The sequence below is a fragment of the Myxococcus llanfairpwllgwyngyllgogerychwyrndrobwllllantysiliogogogochensis genome, from assembly GCF_006636215.1.
Classification (GTDB): Bacteria; Myxococcota; Myxococcia; order Myxococcales; family Myxococcaceae; genus Myxococcus; species Myxococcus llanfairpwllgwyngyllgogerychwyrndrobwllllantysiliogogogochensis.
On record NZ_VIFM01000127.1, the window covers coordinates 1 to 20,553 of the forward strand.

The 20,553-nt window shown below is 69.5% G+C and carries 19 protein-coding genes; 12 read left to right on the top strand and 7 right to left on the bottom strand.

Annotation, left to right across the window (positions count from 1 at the left end; all coding sequences use genetic code 11):
- Positions 1–558: ROK family protein (locus tag FJV41_RS27490; RefSeq protein WP_141645537.1), on the top strand; the 558-nt coding region annotated here is incomplete at its 5' end.
- A 76-nt stretch (positions 559–634) separates the two neighbouring features.
- Here the strand turns inward: FJV41_RS27490 and FJV41_RS27495 are convergent.
- From FJV41_RS27495 to FJV41_RS27510, 4 genes are read right to left on the bottom strand one after another with little or no spacing between them, the layout of a single operon-like run.
- Positions 635–1,735, bottom strand: a complete 1,101-nt coding sequence (locus tag FJV41_RS27495) for an acyltransferase family protein (protein WP_141645538.1) — start codon at positions 1,733–1,735, stop codon at positions 635–637.
- Positions 1,736–1,748: 13 nt separating this feature from the next.
- The gene (locus FJV41_RS27500) at positions 1,749–2,711 is read right to left on the bottom strand and encodes a glycosyltransferase (protein WP_141645539.1); all 963 of its coding nucleotides are present in this window, start codon (positions 2,709–2,711) and stop codon (positions 1,749–1,751) included.
- Positions 2,708–2,983 (bottom strand): hypothetical protein, encoded by a 276-nt coding sequence (locus FJV41_RS27505; protein ID WP_141645540.1) that lies wholly within the window; start codon positions 2,981–2,983, stop codon positions 2,708–2,710. Before FJV41_RS27505 ends, FJV41_RS27500 begins: the two co-directional genes overlap by 4 nt.
- Before the next feature lie 7 nt (positions 2,984–2,990).
- Positions 2,991–4,088: an acyltransferase family protein gene (locus FJV41_RS27510; protein WP_246137447.1), complete on the bottom strand. Its 1,098-nt coding sequence runs from the start codon at positions 4,086–4,088 to the stop codon at positions 2,991–2,993.
- A 299-nt stretch (positions 4,089–4,387) separates the two neighbouring features.
- Here FJV41_RS27510 and FJV41_RS27515 point away from each other — a divergent pair, with 299 nt between their 5' ends.
- From FJV41_RS27515 to FJV41_RS27535, 5 genes are all read left to right on the top strand, one after another.
- The gene (locus tag FJV41_RS27515) at positions 4,388–5,872 is read left to right on the top strand and encodes an MraY family glycosyltransferase (protein WP_141645541.1); all 1,485 of its coding nucleotides are present in this window, start codon (positions 4,388–4,390) and stop codon (positions 5,870–5,872) included.
- Between the two features lie 8 nt (positions 5,873–5,880).
- Positions 5,881–6,906: a nucleotidyltransferase family protein gene (locus FJV41_RS27520; protein WP_246137448.1), complete on the top strand. Its 1,026-nt coding sequence runs from the start codon at positions 5,881–5,883 to the stop codon at positions 6,904–6,906.
- A gap of 109 nt (positions 6,907–7,015) precedes the next feature.
- On the top strand, positions 7,016–7,987 hold the full coding sequence (locus FJV41_RS27525; protein WP_141645543.1) for a nucleotidyltransferase family protein: 972 nt from the start codon (positions 7,016–7,018) through the stop codon (positions 7,985–7,987).
- A 102-nt stretch (positions 7,988–8,089) separates the two neighbouring features.
- Entirely contained in the window at positions 8,090–9,391 is a 1,302-nt protein-coding gene (locus FJV41_RS27530; protein ID WP_141645544.1) for a UDP-glucose dehydrogenase family protein, read from the top strand.
- Positions 9,388–10,578, top strand: coding sequence for an acyltransferase family protein (locus tag FJV41_RS27535; RefSeq protein ID WP_141645545.1), 1,191 nt, complete (start codon positions 9,388–9,390; stop codon positions 10,576–10,578). The genes FJV41_RS27530 and FJV41_RS27535 overlap by 4 nt, the downstream gene beginning before the upstream one ends.
- A gap of 10 nt (positions 10,579–10,588) precedes the next feature.
- On the opposite strand, the gene FJV41_RS27540 is transcribed toward FJV41_RS27535, so the two are convergent.
- On the bottom strand, positions 10,589–10,894 hold the full coding sequence (locus FJV41_RS27540) for a hypothetical protein (protein WP_141645546.1): 306 nt from the start codon (positions 10,892–10,894) through the stop codon (positions 10,589–10,591).
- A 360-nt stretch (positions 10,895–11,254) separates the two neighbouring features.
- Between FJV41_RS27540 and FJV41_RS27545 the strand changes: the two genes are divergently transcribed.
- The gene (locus FJV41_RS27545; RefSeq protein ID WP_141645547.1) at positions 11,255–13,861 is read left to right on the top strand and encodes an O-antigen ligase family protein; all 2,607 of its coding nucleotides are present in this window, start codon (positions 11,255–11,257) and stop codon (positions 13,859–13,861) included.
- A 17-nt stretch (positions 13,862–13,878) separates the two neighbouring features.
- Here the strand turns inward: FJV41_RS27545 and FJV41_RS27550 are convergent, their stop codons facing one another.
- Positions 13,879–14,418 (bottom strand): aminoacyl-tRNA deacylase, encoded by a 540-nt coding sequence (locus FJV41_RS27550; protein ID WP_141645548.1) that lies wholly within the window; start codon positions 14,416–14,418, stop codon positions 13,879–13,881.
- Between the two features lie 135 nt (positions 14,419–14,553).
- On the bottom strand, positions 14,554–15,876 hold the full coding sequence (gene astB / locus FJV41_RS27555; RefSeq protein WP_141645549.1) for an N-succinylarginine dihydrolase: 1,323 nt from the start codon (positions 15,874–15,876) through the stop codon (positions 14,554–14,556).
- A gap of 16 nt (positions 15,877–15,892) precedes the next feature.
- On the opposite strand from astB, the gene FJV41_RS27560 reads away from it, so the two are divergent.
- From FJV41_RS27560 to rpoN, 5 genes are all read left to right on the top strand, one after another.
- On the top strand, positions 15,893–16,849 hold the full coding sequence (locus tag FJV41_RS27560; protein ID WP_141645550.1) for a lysophospholipid acyltransferase family protein: 957 nt from the start codon (positions 15,893–15,895) through the stop codon (positions 16,847–16,849).
- Positions 16,850–16,870: 21 nt separating this feature from the next.
- Positions 16,871–17,419 carry a hypothetical protein gene (locus tag FJV41_RS27565; protein WP_141645565.1) on the top strand — a complete coding sequence of 183 codons (549 nt, stop codon included), beginning with the start codon at positions 16,871–16,873 and terminating at the stop codon, positions 17,417–17,419.
- The gene (locus tag FJV41_RS27570; RefSeq protein ID WP_141645551.1) at positions 17,412–18,002 is read left to right on the top strand and encodes an LptA/OstA family protein; all 591 of its coding nucleotides are present in this window, start codon (positions 17,412–17,414) and stop codon (positions 18,000–18,002) included. Before FJV41_RS27565 ends, FJV41_RS27570 begins: the two co-directional genes overlap by 8 nt.
- A complete protein-coding gene (lptB, locus tag FJV41_RS27575; RefSeq protein WP_141645552.1) occupies positions 17,999–18,742 on the top strand; it encodes an LPS export ABC transporter ATP-binding protein in 744 nt (247 codons plus the stop codon). Before FJV41_RS27570 ends, lptB begins: the two co-directional genes overlap by 4 nt.
- 247 nt (positions 18,743–18,989) lie before the next feature.
- Positions 18,990–20,507 carry an RNA polymerase factor sigma-54 gene (rpoN, locus tag FJV41_RS27580; RefSeq protein ID WP_141645553.1) on the top strand — a complete coding sequence of 506 codons (1,518 nt, stop codon included), beginning with the start codon at positions 18,990–18,992 and terminating at the stop codon, positions 20,505–20,507.
- Positions 20,508–20,553: the final 46 nt, after the last annotated feature.

Here is a 20,553-nt window from a genome sequence, read left to right on the forward strand (position 1 = left end):
GTGTGGTGGGGCACGGGCGTGGGCGGGGGGCTTGTGTTGAACGGGGTGCCCTGGCGAGGCCGTGGAGCGGCGGGCGAAGTCGGCCACATGGTGGTGAAGCCGGGTGGGGCGCGCTGTGGTTGCGGACGGCACGGGTGCCTGGAGGCGTATGCGGGGCGCGCGAGGATGGAACGCGAGGCGCGAAAGGCCGAGGAGGAGGGCGAGAAGACGGTCCTCTTCGAGCTGATGAAGAAGAAGCAGCGCACGCGCCTGACGAGCAGCATCTGGAAGAAGGCGCTGGAGGCGAAGGACCCCCTGGCCACGAAGCTCATTGAGCGGGCGCTGCGGATGATGGGCGTGGGGATTGCCTCGGCCATCAATCTGACGGACGTGGACGCGGTCATCCTGGGAGGTGGTCTGGGCACGAGGCTGGGCGAGGAATACGCGGACCGACTGCATGAGGCCATGCGTCCCCACATCTTCATGCCCGGACGTCAGCCCCCCGTGCTGGTGGCGGAGCTGGGAGAGCTGGCGGGAGCCATTGGTGCGGCCCTGCTCACGGAACCGCCAATGAAATAGCGATTGCCTGCTGTGCTTGAGAGTTGAATCGCACGCAGTGCAGTCCAGAGATGAGAAAAACGCCAGGCGCTCGATGCTACTGCCCGGACCACGTCCGGCCAGGAGTCGAGGCTTTGGAGTTCAAGGGCTGTGATGGTCGTGTTTGTTGTTTGCCGAGCGCGATGGCTGGCTGTTCGATGTATCGCCAGGACATCATCGCAAGCAGGAGCGTGACAGGGAGGGACAACGCCGCGTTCCACCACCACGGCATGGGGCCTCCCAGCATGGCCGTGACGGTTTGCTGCACGGGAAAGGCGTAGATGTAGAGGCCATACGAGAAGTCCCCGTGGCGTCCGAAGTGCGCGAGCCTGCTCGGGAGGAACGCGAGGTACAGCACGAGGTACGCGCCACAGGATCCGATGGCGACAGGGAGGCCCTTGCCCGCCATCGACGTGGCGGTGAGCACCAGGACACAGGCCCCCGCGAGCCATGGACTCATCCTCACGCGCTCTCTCCAGAGATAGAGCACCAGGCCCCCTCCGAAGTAGAGCCCGAGGACCGGCCAGAAACCCAGGCGTCCGATGTGCAGGAAGGACAGCACCGCCGTGACACACCACCCGGCCAGCGCCAGTTCCTTGCGCAGCAGTCCCGTGACTCCCAATCCCAGTACGAGCAGGTAGAAGCCGACTTCGTACATCAGCGTCCACAGCGAGCCATTGACGGCGCTGGGATACACGTTCCCTTCGAACACCCCGGGCAGGTTCCACTGCGGATTGACGAGGGTGAAGTTGCGCAGCAGGAAGCGGTACGTGTCTGGCGCCGTGAAGTACTCACCCAGCGGGCAGGTGGTGAACGCGGCGCCGAGCACGAGCGTCGTCAGCAGGAGCGACACCGCCAGCCCCGGAAAGATTCGCAGCGTGCGCGCCAGGACGAAGCTTCGGACGTCGCGCGTCCGCTCCCAGCTTCGGGTGATGAGGACTCCACTGATGACCAGGAACACCGCCACGCAGACCAACCCGAGCGAGACCTGTCCGTGGGTGAAGACGGTCAGCGGCTCGGGGCTCCCCTGAGGGCCCTCGCCCAGCGGAAAGGAGTGGCTGACGATGACGCCCGTGGCCGCGGCGAAGCGCAGGAAGTCCAGGTTGTTTCCCCGGCCTTCGAGACACTCACTCAACGTGGGACGTGGCCGGGGCGCCATGGGGAAGGGCTGCTCAACGCGTCTCGTGGAGTTGGGGATACGGCCCCTGCACCTGCGCCCAGCGACTCGCCAGCACGAACAGAATCTCTCGCACGGAGTCTCCCCGGAACGCGAGCACGGGACTGGCGAGCCCGGCACCGAGCAGCCGCGCAAACGCCTTCCAACGCGCCATGCCTCCGGAGCGCCGTCCCAGATAACGCGCCTGGAGGGTCTGCTCGCTGCGCACCACGCCCACGATGAGTCGGAAGAAATAGCGCGTCTCGAAGCGCGAGCGCGGAATGACGTGCCACACCTTCAGCGCGGGAGCGTAGAGCCGACGATGGCCCGCCTTGCCGAGCAGGAAGCCCAGCTCGATGTCTCCTCCACTCAGGAGTTGGTTGCCAAGCCGATCCGGCATGAGCTGCTCCGGCGTTCGCCACGGCACGGCCTCCAGGACGGCCGCGCGCCGCAGCCACAGCCCGGCTCCAATCGTGGGTGCGAGCGTGGCTCCCGCCCCGAAGTCGACGAGGTCATCCCCCATCCGGTGATTGATGGCGAGAAGATGCTCGCGCCGGGAGATACTGGGCGGAGGCGGCGTCTCGTACCGGGGATAGATCCGGGAGACCACCACGCCGACTGCCGCGTCCTCGAAGTGCGCCAGCCCGTCGGCGAGGAAGTTCGGCTCGGGGATGTTGTCGTCGTCCAGGAAGCAGATGACCTCGCGCCGCGCGCGCTGGATTCCGCACAGGCGCGCGAAGAGCAGCCCCTGGCGGGCTTCATGGACCACGCGCACGTCCACGCCTCGGCGACGCAGCCCCGCGACGGCCGGGCTGTCTTCCACCACGCGCGCCGTGCCATCCGCCGAGTTGTTGTCCACCACCACCACCTCGAAGCACGCGCTCGGCGCCTGCTGCGCGAGCAGGGCTTGAAGCGGCGCTTCCACGCGCCTTGCTCCGTTGTAGGTGGGGATGACCACCGTGACGCCCGCTGAACTCATCGACGTGCCTCGGACTCACGAGGACGCGCCCAGAGCAGCCCGTTCACCTCGCCACTCCAGATGCCGGGAGTGACTTCATGGCCCAGCGCTTCGAGGGTCTGCTCGCACCAGGCCTTGTCGTCCGGCGTCTCCCGGGTTCGATGCCACTCCATGACGAGCGTGCGAATCCGCAGGCGCGCGAAACGTGGGTCGAAGCTACCCAGCGGCAGCGCCCTCCATGCGAGGTACCGCGGCTGGCTCAGCGACGTCAGTCGGTCCCTCAGTCGTGCCATGGTGTTCCTACGGGGACAAGACGCCCGGCGGGAGCGCCCCACGCGTCAACAGCCAGTCTCGCAGCTTGAGGCAGGGTTTCTCCACCGTGACATAGGTCACCCAGGCCACGCCCAACGTCAAGGCGAGGTACACGAAAAGGTCCAGCCCCCAGGCGCCCAGGCTGGTGCCCAGCCGCTCCACCACTCGGACCAGGAGCCCGTGCCAGAGGTAGGCGCCGTAGGAGAGCAGCGCGGTCTGATAGACGCCCCATCGCAGGCCGCGTGGGAGCTGGAGTGACTCGATGCCCACGAGCACCGCGCCGAAACCCACCGCCAGCCCGGCGAAGATCCAGACATGGCTCGACGTCGTCACGATGGCGCCGTAACGCCCCACCGTCAGCGCCAGCACCCCCACTCCCGCGAGGGCACACGCTGTACGGCGGTGCCGAGACCAACTCCTCCACGTAGGCGCGGTCCGGGCCAGGAACACCCCGATGCCGAGCCCGTCCAGGTGCAGCTCGGTGGACCAGGGCGCGAACGTGGAGAGGCCCGTCACGGGCAGGTCCGCCGGCAGGTTCCGCGAGAAGAGCCAGCGAGCCACGACACTCACCGCCATGGGCGCAAGCCACGCCCAGGCGGGCCATCGTCGCCCCCCCAGCGCGAAGGCGAGCAGCGGCAGCACGACGTAGAAATGCTCCTCCACGCACAGCGACCAGCTCTGCACGAAGTCGCGCGGCATCGTGAAGTTCTGGAGGAAGAGCGCGTAGTGCCAGCCTCCGCCCACGAAGGGCGTGCCCACCGTCCAGGGCTTGAGCGCGTAGAACGCGAGCACGACGAAATACAGCGGCAGGGTGCGCATCCAGCGCTTCAGCCAGAAGGTGCGCAGCCGGGAGCCCAGGGGAGGTTCGCCATCCTCGGCGAAGACCTGCCGGCCGACGAGGTATCCCGAGAGGACGAAGAAGAGGTCCACGCCCATCCACCCATGCGCGAAGGCGAAGCGCACCGGGAGCGGCACGGCATCATGGATGACCGCAGGCGCGTGGAAGACCAGCACTCCAAGGATGGCGAAGGCCCTCAGGACATCCAGCCCATCCATTCGCCGCGTGGAAGCGATGTCGGCGCTCAACGCGTGACTCCGCGCGGGTGACGCTCGCGGGCTCGTGGGAAGGGGGAAGACCTGGTGGGGCACATGCGGGTGGTGGGTGCATTGTGTCCCCCGTCCCAGGGGCGTCAACAACGGACCGCGAAGGGCCTGGCCGCAGGGCAGGCGTGGCACTGAGGTCAGCCATGACACTTCCAGGCTCCACCGAAGCCCGCATGGCCGCTCGCTGGGGGACGACTCGGGCGACATCCGGGTGTCGGACAGGAACGCTCATTGACGCGCCGTGACGCTCACCGTCAGCATGGTGGGAGCGGCCCTTCTCGATGATCACCTTCTTCGTCGCGTTCCTTGTCTCGTTGATGGTGGCCCTGGGCCTCACGTATGTCGTGCGCAACCAGGCGCTGGCGTGGGGCTGGCTGGACCAGGCCAACTCAAGTCGCAAGGTCCACGTCCGGCCCATCCCTCGGCTGGGTGGCATCGGCATCGTGGCGGGGTTCTTCGCCCCCCTGTGCGCGCTGTTCCTGGTGGACTCCGGCGTGGGACACCACTTCCGGCTCCACACCGAGCTGATTTCGGGCCTGTTCATGGGGGGCGCGGCCATCGCCGCGCTCGGGCTGTATGACGACCTGCGAGGCGCGGGCGCACGGCTCAAGTTCAGCGTGCAGCTCATCGTGGCGCTCGGGCTCTACCACCTGGGCTTTCGCATCGAGGTCATCGCCAATCCGTTCGGCCCCGAGCTGACGCTGGGTGCGCTGAGCCTGCCGTTCACCGTGCTGTGGATGGTGGGCGTCATCAACGCGTTCAACCTGATTGATGGCCTCGACGGGCTCGCGGGCGGTGTGGCGTTCTTCGGCGTGAGCACCAACTTCATCCTCGCGCTGTCGCGCGGCGACGTGCTGCTGTGCCTGCTGATGGCGGCGCTCGCGGGCGCCATCCTCGGGTTCCTCGTCTTCAACTTCAACCCGGCCTCCATCTTCATGGGAGACACGGGCAGCATGTTCCTCGGCTTCGTGCTGGCGGCGGTGGCCATCAAGACGAGCACCAAGAGCGGCACGGCCGTGGCCATGCTGGTGCCGGTGATGGCGCTGGGCCTGCCCCTCATGGACACGCTGCTCGCGGTGGTGCGCCGCTCGCTCCTCGGGCGACCGCTGTTCAGCGCCGACAAGGAGCACATCCATCACCGGGTGATGAGCCGCATGGTGCTCAGCCACCGCTCCGCCGTGCTGGTGCTGTACGGCCTGTGCGGCCTCTTCATGTTGACGGCCCTGGGCCTCAACTTCGCCAACAGCGCGCAGAGCGCCTTGCTGCTGTGTGGCATGGGCGTGGTCATCGCGGTGATGATGCGCAAGCTGGGCTATCTGGACCTGGGTCGCGCGGGCGACATGCAGCAGCGCCGCCAGAGAAACATCCGGCTGCGCTCGCTGGTGAAGGAGGTCATCGGCGCCGTGCGCGAGGCGAGGTCCCTTCAAGAGGTCTGGAGCGCCGTGCGGCTCCTGTCAGAGGTGCTGGACGTGTCGCGGCAGGAGCTGCGCTTCCAGCACCTGCGCGACGGACTCCTGGACGGCGTCGTCTTCGAGACCCAGCGTGCCGCGGGACTGTCGATGCCCTTCGAGCTGCGGCTGGAAGTGAAGGACGAAGAAGTGGTGCTAGGCTCGCTGCTGCTCGTCTGGCGCGATGGCCGCAATACCATCGACCGGGACGAGGAGCTGGCGCTGGAGCTGGTGGCGGACGCCGTCGCCGAACGCGCCGCGAGGCTCCTGGCGGTGGCGGATGCCGACCCCGCGCGCGTCGTCGTCCTGAGAAGATGACCACATCGGTGGGCTCAAGCGCTCTCGTCGCGCTGCTGCGCTCGTGGCCCCTGCCCCCCGCGAGAGGGGCTCCCGAAGGCGACGAGGCCACTGCCTTCGTGCGCGGGGCCGTCCGCCACGGGCTCGCCGGGTTCATGGCTCACGCGGTGGGGCAGGTGGGTTGGGTGCTGCCCGCCGATTCGGGCGCACTGTTGCGCCGCGAGTCTCTGACGGGCGCGGCCCGCTCGCTCCAGGTGAAGGCCCTGCTGCTGAGAAGCCTGGAGGCGCTGGCCTCCGAGGGCATCGTCCCCGTGTCGCTCAAGGGGTACGGACTGGCGCAGCGGCTGTATCCGGACCCGCTCCAGCGCGCCACCCGCGATGTGGACCTGCTGGTGTCACGGGGCGAGGTCGAGACGGCCGTGCGCATCCTTACCGGGCTGGGACTGACGGCGCGTCCGACGCGCGATGGGCGCCATGCGGACCTGGACTCGCACCACCTGGAGCTGGAGGGAAAGGCGGGGCTGGTGGAGCTGCACTTTCGCGCACTGGCGGGATGGGGACGGACGCTGGAAGGCGACGCGCTGGTGGCGCGCGCGGCGGAGGGGGCACTGGAGGGCCAGCGGGTGCGGTGGCTCTGTCCCGAAGACGAAGCGGTGTACCTGGCCCTTCACGCGAGCCACCACTTGTTGCAGCGCCTGGCGTGGCTGTTCGACCTGAAGCTCCTGGCGGCGCGGGGACTGGACTGGGACCGAGTCGTCGCGGGGGCTCGTGGAACGGGCCTGCCACAGCTCGTGTTTCACGGCTGGGAGGTCGCGAGGAGGCTTTTGGGCGCACCGGTGCCGGAGGCCGCGCTGGAAGCCCTGGCGCCTCCCTGGTGGCAGCGGCGGCTCGCGCGGAGGTTCTTCACGGAAGAACGACTGGTGGAAACGGAGCTGGTTCGCAGCCGGCCGCGCTGGATGGCGGCGAAGCTGCTGCTGGCGCCCGAGCCGGGGGCGATGCTCCGCTATGCGCTGCGGCGCCTGGACACCGCGATTCGCCCCCCTTCGGACAGATGAACCGTCGCCCCCAAGGGCGGGCCTTTGTCCTGTGTCCACCACGCCGTCATCCCGTGGGGCTCAGGCAGTGATTGCAGCCGATGCGGTGGGCCCGTTAAAGGGGGCCACCATGCCGCTCAGCCTGCTCGACACCTTCCGCGTCCTCGCCTCGTTCGAACCACCGCGAGGAGCCCTCAAGGGCGCGCCCTGGGAGGAATACGTCGACTGGGCCATCGCCCAGGGCCTGGCCCCGCTGGCGGCCTACAACCTGGAGTACCGCCTGGGCGCCAGCGCCGCGCCAGAGTGGGCCCGAGACAGGCTGCTCGCCATCTACCAGGGCTCCGTCAACGACAACGTGATGAAGCTCGTCAACTTCAAGCAGGTGGTGGACGAGCTGCAAGGCCGCAAGCTGGTGCTCATCGGCTCCGCCGCCTTCGCCGAGGCGCTCTACCCGCACATCGGCTTCCGCCCCGTGCTGGACCTCCAGCTCCTCATGCGCCGCATGGACGTGGACGGCTTCGCGGGCTTCCTCTCCAACCACGAGTTCAAGCCGGAGACGGACACCTCCCACAGCGGCGCCACGAAGCTCGTCTCCGACGGGCGCACCGCCATCTACCTCTACTCAGACATCCTGGGTCCCCAGCGACGCGAGCAGACCGCCGGCATCATCGAGCGCGCCAAACCCATGAAGGTCTACGGCCCCTCCATGTTCCGGGCCGACCTGGAGGATTCGGTCCTCCTCGTGTGCCTGGAGCACGCGCGTCAGGGGTATGACGTACCCTGGCTGTCCTTCATCGACCTGCGAGAGCTCGTCACCGGCGCCAAGTGGATGGGCGGCGTGTACTCCCGGCCGCTCGACCTCCCCGCGCTGCTCGCCCGGGCCGCGGAGTGGCGCCTGGAGCGAGCCCTCTACACGTCGCTGTCCATCGTCGCCCGGCTCTTCCCGGAGGCCGCCGCGGAGGCCACCGCCGCCTTGCCGCCGCTGCGTAGGGCGACTCGGGAGCTCCTGGACCGGACGGTGGTGGGTCCAGTCAGCACCCCCGGGCGCACTTCGGCTCTCAGAGGCTTGGAAAGAGTGCGCCGTCTGCTCACGGGGCAGTGAGGCTGCCCGGCCGCTGTGCGGGCCCCGGGGACGGGCTTTCTTTCCGAGCGCGTCCCGGCGTATGAGTTCCAGTCAAGACACCTCCCCACTGGGACTCTTTCAATGCGTATCGCCATCATCGGAACGGGCTACGTCGGCCTGGTCGCGGGCACCTGCTTCGCGGACTCGGGCAACGACGTCACGTGCGTGGACATCGACGAGCGGAAGATCCGGATGCTCCAGGCGGGCGAGGTGCCCATCTACGAGCCCGGCCTCGAGGAGCTCATCAAGAAGAACGTCCGCGAGAAGCGCCTGTCCTTCACGCGCGACCTGCCGGAGGCGGTCTCCAACGCGCACGTCGTCTTCATCGCCGTGGGCACGCCCGAGGGTGAGAGCGGCGACGCCGACCTCCAGTACGTGCTGGCCGCCGCCGAGCAGATTGGCAAGGCGATGAAGCAGTACACCGTCGTCGTGGACAAGAGCACCGTGCCGGTGGGCACCGCGGACAAGGTTCGCGACGCCATCCGCAAGGTGACGAGCATCGAGTTCGACGTCGTCTCCAACCCGGAGTTCCTCAAGGAAGGCGCCGCGCTGGACGACTTCCTCAAGCCGGACCGCGTCGTCATCGGCGTGGACTCCGAGCGCGGCCGCAAGGTCATGGGCGAGCTGTACGCGCCCTTCGTGCGCACCGAGAACCCCGTGCTGTTCATGGACACGCGCTCGGCGGAGCTGACCAAGTACGCCGCCAACGCGATGCTCGCCACGCGCATCTCCTTCATGAACGACATCTCCGCGCTGTGCGAGAAGGTCGGCGCGGACGTGGACTTCGTGCGCAAGGGCCTGGGCTCCGACAAGCGCATCGGCTACCCGTTCCTCTTCCCGGGCGTGGGTTACGGCGGCTCGTGCTTCCCCAAGGACGTGAAGGCGCTGGGCGCCACCGCGCGTGAGTTCGGCCTGGAGCTGGACCTGCTGCGCGCCGTGGAGCGCACCAACGAGCGGCAGAAGAAGCTCCTGGTGAACAAGGCGACCAAGCACTTCGGCGGCTCGCTGGAGGGCAAGAAGTTCGGCGTGTGGGGCCTGGCCTTCAAGCCGAAGACGGACGACATGCGCGAGGCGCCGTCCATCGACGTCATCGAGGGCCTCATCGGCAAGGGCGCGTCGGTGGTGGCGCACGACCCGGTGTCCACGCACACCGCGAAGCGCGTCTTCGGTGACCGCATCCGCTACGCCAGCGTGCCGTATGAGGCGCTGGAGGGCGTGGACGCGCTCTTCGTCGTCACGGAGTGGAACGAGTTCCGCCACCCGGACTTCGAGCGCATGAAGTCGCTGATGAAGGCGCCGGTCATCTTCGACGGCCGCAACGTGTTCGACCCGGTGCGCATCCGCGAGCTGGGCTTCACGTACTACGGCATCGGCCGCCGGTGAGCCGAGGCGGTTCGCTCGATGCCCTGACGGGGCTGCGCTTCTTCGCGGCCCTGCATGTCGTGTTGTTCCACTTCGCGCGCCCGGCCCTGGAGCCGGCGCCGGAGTGGCTGCGGAACTTCGTGGGCGCGGGCTACTCCGCCGTGGGCGTCTTCTTCGTCCTGTCCGGCTTCGTCCTCGCCTGGAACTACCTGGACGTCGACGGGCGGATGGAGACGGGGACGCGCGCCTTCCTCGTCGCCCGTGTCGCCCGCGTCTATCCCGTCTATCTGCTGACCTTCCTGCTGTCCGCGCCGCCCACCGTCCTCGCGTCGGTGGCGGACAACGGCTGGAAGCTCGCCTGCGTGAAGCTCGCGGTGGGCGCGGTGGCGACGCTCGCGCTGGTGCAGGCCTGGGTGCCGCGGCTGACGCTGTACTGGAATCCCCCGGGCTGGTCCGTGGCGGTGGAGGGGTTCTTCTATGCCCTCTTCCCCCGGCTCGCGCGGTGGCTGCCCACGCTGAGACCCTCGCGGCTGCCCATGTTGATGGGCGCGGTCTGGGTGCTGGGGCTGACGCCGCCGGTGCTCTACCTCGCGCTGCGGCCGGACGGGCCGGGGGCGCTGGACGCGCACTCGGGAGGCGTGTGGCTGTCGGTGGTGAAGTTCACCCCGCTGGCGCGGCTGCCGGAGTTCCTCTTCGGGGTGCTCTTGGGCTGGTGCTTCGTGCGCGAGCGCGCGGCGGGTGGGGCGAAGGGCTCGGGCGGGGTGCTGGCTTCAATCGGCGCGGCGCTGCTGGTGGCGGCCGGCGCGGCGGGGGAGTGGATTCCCTATCCGCTGATGCACAACGCGCTGCTGGCTCCCGCGTCGGGGCTGCTGGTGTATGGGCTGGCGCGCGGGGGAGGGTGGCTCGGCTGGGGGCTGTCGCGCCCGCTGGTGGTGCACCTGGGGGCGGCGAGCTACGCGCTGTACCTGCTGCAGTACCCCGCGGGCGAGGCGGCCATGAAGCTGGAGCGCGTGCTGTCGCCCTGGGTGGACCTCAACACGCCGCTGGGGTGGTTGGGCTCGGTGCTACTGCTCGCGGTCCCGACGTCCGTGCTGGTGCACCGGTACGTCGAGACGCCGCTTCGCTCCCGGGTGCGCAAGGCGCTTCAACCCTGGGTGGATGCGGAGGGTGCTGCTGGAGCGGCCCGGACTGGGGTGTCGGGGGCCTGAGCCAGCCGCGTCAGTCGACGCCGCCCGGACGGGCGATGCCGCACTCGCGCTTGCCTTCGGGGGTTTCAATCTTCTTGCAGTCGCAGCCCTCGAGCTTCGCCTCGCAGACGACCTCGTCCTCGGGCGTGGGCTCCACGCGGCTCTCGTCGAGCGAGGCGTTCTGGAGGCACAGCTCCTTCTCCACGGAGTTGATGGAGCAGTCGCACAGCTTCTCGGACAGCTCGCGGCAGGCCCCCTTGCAGCCGGTGAGACCGGACAGGGTGGAGCAGAGGAGGGCGGCGGTGAGGAGGAAGCGGCGCATGGGTGCGGCGAACATGCCAGAAGGTCTTCCGGATGCAAGCCAACTCCGGGCCCGGGCGTGCATGAACGGATGCCGGACAGGCCCGCTCGCTCGTCCTGACTCCCGGGCCTGGGAGGGCCGGCGAGCCGAGGGGCCCCTGCGTCCCGAGGGCAGCGCGGCTTTCAACGCCTGACAGAGGGGACTGGTTCTCCCCCTGGTGCCACCTGACGCCCTCGAGAGCGCCCGAGGCGCGGGCCTCGGCGGGTGGACCTGTGAGGAAGGTGGCCGGGGGCCCACGGGCTCCGAGCTTGCCGGCTCTGTCAGCCGCCGAGCGGGAACCCGGGACGGAAAGAAGAGGCCTCCGAGGCTCGTGTCATACTCTCCGCCCCGCTCCGAATGGCCTCCTCGCATCGCAGCTGCTCCCGGTACACCCGGCTCGCTGAAGTGGCCCTGGCCACTCTTGTCGTGGTGTGTCCGCTGGCGCTCGGCGGCGCGGCGAGGTGGGTGGCCTGGCCGTTGATGGGGCTCGCGGGCGCGGCGGCGCTGCTCGCGGGAATCGGGGCCCGGCGCCAGGGCCAGTCGCTGCGTGTGCCCCTGATGGCCGTGCCCCTGGCGGCGAGCGTGGTGCTGTGCGCGGTGCAGCTCGTCCCCCTGCCGGAGGGGGGGCTGCGCGTGCTGAGTCCGGAGGCCGCCGCGCTGCGCGAGTTCGCGCTGGAGCCGCTGGGCCTCACGGGCGCGCGGCCGGTGTCGTTGGACTCCTCGGCCACGTGGCGCGAGCTGTCCAAGCACCTCGCGTATCTGCTGACCTTCCTTGCCGCGGTCCAGGTGTGTCGGGCCCGGGACAGCCGTCGGCGCCTGCTCGCGGTGGTGGCCTTCAGCGGCGCGGCGGTGGTCGTCGTCGGCCTGGGCCATGCGTTGCTCGGCATGCACTCCCTCTTCGGGGTGATGCCCTGGGTGCATGCGCGGCCCCCGCTGGTGACGTTCTTCGCCAACCCCAACCACCTCGCGGGCTTCCTCGGGCTCGCGGCCTCGGTGGGCGTGGGGCTGGCCCTCACCACGCGGCCTCGCTCGAAAGCGCTGCCCTTCGCACTGGCGGCGGGTGCCAGTGGCCTGGGGGTGCTGCTGTCGCTCTCGCGCGGAGGCATCGCCTTCTTCCTCTTCGGACAGGCGCTGCTGATGCTGTGGCTGGTGCGTGAGCGCCGCGAGGGCGGCGCGCCCCGGTGGGCCCGGAGCACCGCCGCCCTGCTGGGTCTGCTGGCGGTGCTGGCGGTGGGCGCCTACGTCGCGGCGGACTCGCTGTGGGCCGAGGCACGCTCAGCGGACAGCATCGAGAAGCTGAGTCAGTCCAAGGTGGCGCTGTGGCCGATGATGGCGCAAGCCGCGCGAGCCTTCCCCGTGCTGGGCATGGGGCGCGGCGCGTTCGAGGCGGCGTTCCCTCGCTACCAGACCGAGCCCAACCCGAACACGCTCACGCATCCGGAGAACGCGGTGCTCCAGGCCGCGACGGAGCTGGGCCTCCCAGGGCTGTTGCTGCTGGCCGTGGCGCTCTGGGGCTTCGTGCGGCTGGTGCGCCGCGAGGACCTGGATGCGCTGGAGCTGGCGGTGCTTTCGGGCGTGGCGGCGCTGGGGCTGCACAACCTCTTTGACTTCAGCTGGGAGCTGCCGGCCTGCGCGGTGGCCACGCTGCTCGTGCTGGGCGCGGTGGCTCGGCCTCGGGAGCGCGGCAGGGCCACGGAGGGAGCGCGGCAGGGCCTGACGCCATCGCCGGTGTTGCTGGGCGCAAGCGTCGCGCTGACGGCGCTGGGGTTGCTGGCGCTCGTGCCGGGGGCGCACCGTCTGGCGGACGCGGAGGCGGAGCTGGCGGCGCTCGTCAGTGCCCGGGCGCCCGTGGACGTGGTGCACGCCAAGGGTCTGGAGCTCATCGACCGGCACCCCTCGGACTATCTGCTGTATCGGCTGGTGGCCTCGGCCCATGCCTCGCGCGGAGGTGAAGGCGCGGGGGACACGCTGGCCTTCGTCAATCGCGCGCTGTACCTGGCCCCTCGCGACGCCGTGTCCCATCGAGTCGCTGGGCGCGCGCTGCTTGCATTGGGCCGCCGCTCGCAAGGCTTCCTGGAGTACCGGCTGGCGCACGAGGCGGGTGATGCCGGTGCGCTCCTGGGAGAGGCGGTGCGCCGGGCGCATTCGGTGGAAGAGCTGGCGGCGATGACGCCGGACTCGCCGGAGGTGGCGGGCCGACTCATGGACGCGCTGAGCAACACGCCTGGGCGTCAGGAGCTGGCGCTGGCCTACGGTGCCTGGGCGCGGGAGCACTTCGAGGGACGGCACGGCGTGACGGAGCTGTGGACGCGCGAGGCGCGGCTGCGCCTGCTGCGCAAGGAGTTGTCGGAAGCGGAGGCCGCCTGCGCGCAGGTCGAGCGTCGTGAGCCGGAGCGACTGGACACCGCGCTGCTGCGCGCGGAGGTGCTCAAGGGCCGGGGCGAACTCGACGCCTCGCTCGGGGCCGTGGAGGCGCTGCGGGCCCGTCACCCGGGAAACGTGGAGCTGGCCTTCACCCTGGCCTCCTGGCAGTTGGAGGCGGGGCTGACGCGGCGCGCTCGCGAGACGCTCCAGTCGGTGGGCGGCCTCATCTCGGACTACCGCCAGCGGGCGCGGATGCTGTCGATGGAGGCGGACGGTCTGGAGCGCGAAGGGCTGCTGTCGCGCGCGGTGGAGCGACGACAGACGGCGGCGCGGTTGGTGCCGAGCGCGGAGGGGTACTTCGCGGTGGCGCGGTTGCAGGAGTCACTGCGTCGCTATGACGCCGCGGCGCGCTCCGTGCGCGAGGGGCTGGCACTGCTACCGCCCGATTCCCGCGAGGCCGCGCGGGCGTGGATGACGCGCCTGGAGTCCGCCGAGCGCACCCGGGTGGACACCCGTCGCAAGGAGTTGATGGACGACCCGAGGGCCCAGGAGCTGGAGCACCTGTTGGGAGGGCCGAGAGAGCCGCCCGTGGAGCCCTAGCGTCCACGGACGGCGCGTCATGCGGGCATCGGTGCTTCCTGCTCCATCAGCAGCGGAGTGATGGGAATCACCGACGGGACGGGTTGCTGCAGTCCCTCGTGGATGAAGGAGGCCACCAGCGGCCACTCCAGCGTGGCGAAGTCCTGGAAGCGCATCTCCAGGGCCTCTTCGTGAGAGCCCGCGCGGATGAGCAGGTGCTCCGTCAGGCTAAGCGTTTCGTCCACCGCGACCGGGAGCCCATACAGCTCGCCGAAGGGCGGCTCGGCCCCCAGCTCGCAGTCCGGGAAGTGCTCGGAGAACTCCCGCTCCGTGGCGAGCCTCGCCGTGCGACAGCCCAGAAGCTCCTGGACGCGCGCCAGGTCCACGGTGCCCGCGGCGGGTACGACGAAAATCCACGGCTGTCGGTCCGCCATGACGATGACGGACTTGGCCACGCGCCAGCCCGAGACATGGAGCGCCTGGGCCAGCTCCTGTGCGGTGACCGCACGCGGGTGCCAGTAGCGCTCATAGAGGACACGGTTGTGTTGCAGATAGTGCTGGATGGATGCCGGAATCACGGGGCGTCACCTCCTTGATGGAAAGGTGCTCACCCCGACGGTTCCGACCACCACACCCCACGCCCCTCGGCACCATGGCCGTCCGAGGGGCGCCCGCCGACTCGTCACTGGAGCAGGCGAGCGGGCTTCCGCCCCTCACTGCTGGAAGTCGTAGACGCTTCCCAGCTTGAGGATGCGCGTGAGTTCATCCAGCGCGGTCATCGTCTCGCGCGCCAGCTGCGGGTCCTGCAGGTCGCGCGGGCGCAGCACCTCGCGGTAGTGGCGGCGCACCCACGCGGCCAGGGACTCGTGCAGGGCGGGCGTGTAGAAGACGTCGGCGTCGATGGCCCGGCGCTCGGTGTCCGTCAGCCACACGCGCTGGCGCAGGCACGCGGGGCCTCCGCCGTTGTTCATGGACTGGCGCACGTCCAGGTAGTGCACGGCCTTCACCGGGGTGTCCTCGGCGAGGATGCGCTCCAGGAAGCCGCGCGCGGCGGGCGTCTCGCGGCTCTCCACCGGGGCCACAATCGCCATCGTCCCATCCGGCAGCGTCAGCACCTGCGAGTTGAACGGGTACGCCTTCACCGCGTCCTTGGGCGGCAGCTCCGCGCTGCTGGCCACCACCGCGCGGAAGTCCGGCCCCAGCTTCTCGCGCAGCACCTGGAGCAGGCCCGGGTAATCCACGAACGCCAGCTCGTGCAGCATGAGGAAGCGCTCGTTGCCCACCGCGAGCACGTCCGTGTGGAAGGCGCCCGCGTCGATGCCGTCCGGGTGTTGCTGCGGAAAGAGCACGCAGCGCGCGTCCAACTGGTGCAGCCGCGCCAGCGCCTGGCTCGACTCCAGCGTCTGCCGGGCGGGGAAGCGCTTGGGGCCGGGGACGTCCTGCCACGCGCTGCGCCCCCAGGCGAGCAGGTGCACGCCCGCGCGTCCCGGAGTGGCCAGCCGTGTGTGGTTGGCCGCGCCCTCGTCCGCGAAGTGGCTGCCGGGCGGCAGCGGCGCGTGGACCGCGAAGTGCTTCTCGTTGGCGAAGATGGCGCGCAGCACCGAGTGCGTCGTGTCCGCCTCCAGCGCGCGGTGGAACATCTGCGACAGGTTGGCGGGCGTCAGGTGGACGCGCCCGTCGGCCGTGTCCGTGCTCGGCGCCACGGTGGCGGCGTTGGCCGTCCACATGGAGGAGGCGCTGGAGGTGAGCCGCAGCAGGTGCTCGCCCTCGCGCGCGGCGCGGGTGATGACCTCCTCGTCCGTGCCGGTGAAGCCCAGGGCGCGCAGGGCGCGCAGCGAGGGGCGCGGCTGAGGAGGCAGCACCGCCTGGCCCACCCCCAGGCTGGAGACGAAGCGCATCTTCTCCAGGCCCTGGAGCGCGGCTTCGCGGGGATGGCTCGGCTCTCCGACATGGCTCTGCGACGCCAGGTTACCGGGCGACAGGCCAGCGTAGTTGTGAGTAGGACCGACGAGCCCGTCGAAGTTGTATTCGCGCATGGGGTATGGAGCGACTGTGGAGCATCCCCCCTTAGCAAAGCGCCTGAAACGTTTCCTCCGGTACCTGCTCATCCGCAGCGTCCTGTTGTGCCTTCAACCCCTCCCCCTGGGTTGGGCCCGGGCCCTGGGCTTCCGCCTGGGCGGACTTGCCTACACGCTGGCCGGTGGGGAGCGCCGCAAGGCCTTGAAGTCCCTGACCGTGGCCTTCCCGGAAAAGTCCGACGCGGAGCGGCAGGCCCTGGGCCGCGCCTCCTTCCGGCACCTGGGCGCCGCGGCGCTGGAGGTGGCCTGTACGGGCGCCCTGGACCGGGGGCTGGAAGAGCTGGTGGCCTGGCCGGACGCGGACCGGGCCGTGCTGGACGCGGCCCTGGCGAAGGGCAAGGGCGTGGTCTTCATCACCGGCCACGTGGGCAACTGGGAGCTGCTCGCCCGCCGAGTGGCCCGCGCGGGCTACCCCAGCCAGAGCATCGCGAAGGAGACCACCGACCCCCGGCTCACCGTGCTGGTGGAGCGCTTCCGGGCCCGGGGCGGGGTGCGCAGCATCTGGCGCGGCCAGGACGGGGCGGCGCGGGCCATGCTGCGCGCGCTGCGTGCCGGGGAAATCCTGGGCCTGCTCATCGACCAGGACACGAAGGTGCAGTCGCTCTTCGTGCGCTTCTTCGGGGAGCTGGCGGCCACGCCCCGCGCGCCGGCGGACCTGGCGGTGCGCACGGGCGCGGCGGTGGTGACGGGCTTCTGCCACCGCGTGGAGGGTGGGGGCTACCGGCTGTCGATGGAGGAGGTGCCCGTGCCCGTGAGCGAGGACCGCGAAGTCGCGGCGCTGGAGCTCACCCAGGCCCTGTCGGCGCGCATCGAAGCGGCCATCCGGCGCACCCCCGAGCAGTGGGTGTGGATGCACCAGCGCTGGAAGACGCGCCCTCCGGTGGCCCCCCAACCCGTGCTCGCCGAGGCGGCGCACGCCACCGCCCGGTGATAGAAGGCACCCGTGCCGCGCCTGTCCGTCCGACTCCTCGCCGCCTGCCTGCTCGTCGCCGCGTGCTCTCCGCGCCGCCCGGCGGAGGCGCCCCCACAGCAGCCTCCGCCCCAGGTGGTGCTCCATGGGGCCCGCCTGATGTCCTACGAGGGCGAGCGCCTCACGCTGTCGGGTGAAGCCGAGCAGTTGACGTACCAGCGCGCGGGGGGCGACGTGCAGGCCTCCAACGCGACGCTGCGCATCCCCCCGGGCAGCGCCGAGGAGGGCATGTCGGTGGGCACCGCCGCGGGCATGGACATCAGCGCCCCGAATATGGAGGGCAGCCTCGCGTCCAAGCAGCTGGTGGCCTCCGGAGGCGTGGTGGTGCGCACGGGTGAAGGGATGGTGGTGAACACGCCCCGGTTGACCTACGACGCCATCCAGAAGGGCGCGCATGGCAACGAGGGCGTGCGGGTGCGAGGGCCGGCGTACCGGTTGCGGGCGGACCGTTTCTCACTGTCCTTCCCGGATGAGACATTCAACTTCGAAGGCTCGGTGGAGACCGTGCTGGGAGCGGCTGAGCGTGATTGAGTTCCTCGTGATGGCCTTCTTCGTGGCGCAGCCCCTGCCCGCGGCCGCGGCCACGCCCGTCGATGGCGGGACGCCTCCGGTGGCCGATGCCGGCACCGCGAGCCCAAGCCCGAACCCGCTGGGCCCGGTGGACCTGAAGGAGCCGGTTCAAATCAACGCCGACCTCATCGAGGGCGGCAAGTCGCAGGCGACGCTCACCGGCAACGTGAAGGTGAAGCACCGCACCCTGGATTTGAAGTGCGACCGGATGATTGCCTACTTCGCGGAGACACGCGTGGTGACGCGCGTGGTGTGTACGGGCGGAGTGCATGCGGTGGATGGCGACCGCATGGCCCGGGGTGAGCGCGCCGAGTATGACGTGGCCAGCGGAGTCCTGGTCGTCACGGGCACGCCCGAGGCGCGCCAGGGGACGACGTACATGCGCGGGACGAAGGTGCGCCTCACGTTGGGGAGCGAGCGGCTCGACGTGGAGAACGCCGTCATCATCTTCGAGTCCCCGCCGTCGGCCCCCGCGCCCGCCCGGCGGAAGGCCGCGCCCGCTCGCACGACGCCCGCGCAGCCGCAGGAGGCGAAGCCGCGATGAGCGACGGGAAGCTGCACGCCGATGGCCTGAAGAAGGCCTATCGCGGGCGCCAGGTCGTCAACGGCGTCTCCTTCACCGTGGCCCCGGGCGAAGTGGTGGGCCTCTTGGGCCCCAACGGCGCCGGCAAGACGACGAGCTTCAACATGGTGGTGGGCCTGGTGACGCCCGACGCGGGCCGCGTGCGCGTGGGCGACGAGGACCTCACGCACCTGCCCATGCACCGCCGCGCCCGCCGGGGCGTGGGCTACCTGCCCCAGGAAGCCTCCGTCTTCCGCAAGCTCACCGTGCGCGACAACTTCCTGTCCGTGCTGGAGCTCCAGAAGGGCCTGGACAAGCGCGCCCGCGAGACACGCGCCAACGCCATCCTGGAGGAGTTCGGCCTCACCCACGTCTCCGAGTCCCTGGGCGGCACCCTCTCCGGAGGCGAGCGCCGCCGCGCGGAGATTGCCCGGAGCCTGTTGCCCGAGCCCCGCTTCATCCTCTTCGACGAGCCCTTCGCCGGCGTGGACCCCATCAACGTCGGTGATTTGCAGCGGCAGATATTCCTGCTCCGGGAGCGCGGACTGGGCGTCCTCATCACCGACCACAACGTCCAGGACACCCTGGGCATCTGCGATCGCGCCTACATCATCACACAGGGGCAGATCCTCGAAGAGGGGACACCCGCCGAGATTGCCGCCTCTCCCCGGGCCCGAGCCGTCTACCTGGGAGAACGGTTCCGTCTCCAGCAGCCCTTGTGAGGACGACTGGCCTTCGGCCAACCGAATGCATAGACTGCGTTGGCCCCGCTTTTGCGTCGACAGGTCAACACGGCCGAGTCACGCCCAGTGCGTGTAAGCTCTTGGTTTCCTTGTGGAATTTTGAATATGCAAGCAAGGGACCACGATTGCGCCACTAGACGTCGTCAGGGTGCCTTGTTACGTTGGCACGGTCTTTGATTGGTCCCGTGTTGTGTAGGGACTGAATCACTCGGGGAGACCCTGTCTCATGGCGATGGAACTCAAACAAAGCCTGAAGCTTGCGCAGCAGCTGGTGATGACGCCCCAGCTGCAGCAGGCCATCAAGCTGCTTCAGCTCTCCCGCATGGAGCTGTTGGAGCAGGTCCGCGAGGAGATGGATCAGAATCCACTCCTGGAGCAGCCGGACGAGCAGGCACCGGGCGACGTGGGGGACAAGGAGCCCGGGGAAGCGTCGCTGGAGGCGGACAACGTCGAGATGCCGCGCGACGGGGACATGCCGGCGGCCACGAGCGACACGGCCACGGAGTTCAAGGCGGACGGCGACGGCCCCCCGGAAATCGACTGGGAGGCGTACCTCAACAGCTACCAGTTCAACGAGCAGACCACCGCCTCCAACAAGGGGAACGTGGCCACGGACGACCTGCCGTCGTTCGAGGCCAACCTCGTCAAGAAGGAGGACCTGGTCGACCAGCTCCAGGAGCAGCTCGGCACGCTGCGCCTGAACGACGCCGAGCGCCGTGTCGCCATGCTCATCCTCGGCAACCTGGATGACGACGGCTACCTGAAGCTGCCGGACGTGGAGGGCGACCCGCTCATCCGCCTGTGCAACGAGGCGGACGTGCCCATGCACGTGGCCGAGCGCACCCTGCGGCGCATCCAGATGCTGGAGCCCCGGGGCTGCGGCGCGCGTGATTTGCAGGAGTGCCTGCTCATCCAGTTGCAGGGGATGAAGGAGCCGCACGCGCCGCTCCTGGGCCTCATCATCAAGCGGCACATGAAGTACCTGGAGAGCAAGAACCTGCCGGCCATCGCCAAGGACCTGAAGGTCACCTTGGAAGAGGTGGTGGAGGCGGTGAAGCTGCTCCCCAAGTTGGACCCGAAGCCGGGCCGCAACTTCAGCGGCGACGACGCGCAGTACATCACCCCCGACGTGTTCGTTTACAAGATGGGGGAAGAGTACACGGTGGTGCTCAACGATGACGGCCTGTCCAAGCTGCGCATCTCCGGCACCTATCGGAACGCGCTGAAGACGGGCGCGGTGGGCCCTGGCCAGACGAAGGACTTCATCCAGGACAAGCTGCGCAGCGCGGTGTGGCTCATCCGCTCCATCCACCAGCGGCAGCGGACCATCTACAAAGTCACCGAGAGCATCGTGAAGTTCCAGAAGGACTTCCTGGACAAGGGCATCGCGCACTTGAAGCCGCTCATCCTCCGGGACGTGGCCGAGGACATCGGCATGCACGAGTCCACGGTGAGCCGCGTGACGACGAGCAAGTACGTGCACACGCCGCAGGGCATCTTCGAGCTGAAGTACTTCTTCAACTCGTCCATCTCCCGCGTGTCCGGCGAGGACACCGCGAGCGAGGCGGTGAAGCACCACATCAAGCAGCTCGTGTCGCAAGAGGACGCGCGCAACCCGTACTCGGACCAGAAGATCGTGGAGCTCCTGCGCTCGCAGGGCACCGAAATCGCGCGCCGCACGGTGGCCAAGTACCGCGAGGTGCTGGGCATCCTCCCGAGCAGCAAGCGCAAGCGGTACTACTGAGTCCGCGACAAGTGGCTCTTTCCCCCGGCCCTCCGGGGGATGAGAT

Coding starts and splice junctions, on each gene's coding strand:
- FJV41_RS27495 (WP_141645538.1), bottom strand. CDS start 1,735: ATGGCGCCCCGGCCACGTCCCACGTTGAGTGAGTGTCTCGAAGGCCGG.
- FJV41_RS27500 (WP_141645539.1), bottom strand. CDS start 2,711: ATGAGTTCAGCGGGCGTCACGGTGGTCATCCCCACCTACAACGGAGCA.
- FJV41_RS27505 (WP_141645540.1), bottom strand. CDS start 2,983: ATGGCACGACTGAGGGACCGACTGACGTCGCTGAGCCAGCCGCGGTAC.
- FJV41_RS27515 (WP_141645541.1), top strand. CDS start 4,388: ATGATCACCTTCTTCGTCGCGTTCCTTGTCTCGTTGATGGTGGCCCTG.
- FJV41_RS27525 (WP_141645543.1), top strand. CDS start 7,016: ATGCCGCTCAGCCTGCTCGACACCTTCCGCGTCCTCGCCTCGTTCGAA.
- FJV41_RS27530 (WP_141645544.1), top strand. CDS start 8,090: ATGCGTATCGCCATCATCGGAACGGGCTACGTCGGCCTGGTCGCGGGC.
- FJV41_RS27540 (WP_141645546.1), bottom strand. CDS start 10,894: ATGTTCGCCGCACCCATGCGCCGCTTCCTCCTCACCGCCGCCCTCCTC.
- FJV41_RS27545 (WP_141645547.1), top strand. CDS start 11,255: ATGGCCTCCTCGCATCGCAGCTGCTCCCGGTACACCCGGCTCGCTGAA.
- astB (WP_141645549.1), bottom strand. CDS start 15,876: ATGCGCGAATACAACTTCGACGGGCTCGTCGGTCCTACTCACAACTAC.
- lptB (WP_141645552.1), top strand. CDS start 17,999: ATGAGCGACGGGAAGCTGCACGCCGATGGCCTGAAGAAGGCCTATCGC.
- rpoN (WP_141645553.1), top strand. CDS start 18,990: ATGGCGATGGAACTCAAACAAAGCCTGAAGCTTGCGCAGCAGCTGGTG.